This window comes from Pseudomonas sp. SIMBA_067, assembly GCF_046534675.1.
GTDB classification, from domain to species: domain Bacteria; phylum Pseudomonadota; class Gammaproteobacteria; order Pseudomonadales; family Pseudomonadaceae; genus Aquipseudomonas; species Aquipseudomonas putida.
On sequence record NZ_JAWRYH010001096.1, the window covers coordinates 1 to 246 of the forward strand.

The 246-nt window shown below is 70.3% G+C and carries 1 pseudogene; it reads left to right on the top strand.

What is annotated here, in order from left to right:
* Window positions 1-246 (top strand): annotated as a pseudogene (locus SB765_RS32655) (FAD-binding oxidoreductase); the annotation flags it as partial.

A 246-nucleotide genomic window follows, 5' to 3' on the forward strand; every position in this document is an offset into this window, starting at 1 on the left:
GTGCGGCCCCGCCCGTTTTACCCAGGACCTGTACGAAGGGTTGCGCACCGTGAACGTTCCCGACGCTCGCATCCATGCCGAAGCCTTCGGGCCCTCGACGCTCAGGCGGCACACCGATGACGACCAGCCTGTGCTGCAACAGCCGCCGGCTGCGAGCGAACCCGTGCCGGTGGACTCTGCCAGCTCGGCCAAGGAGGCGCGCTGGGCACCGGGCAGCGGGACCTTGCTGGAGCTTGCCGAGGCGCG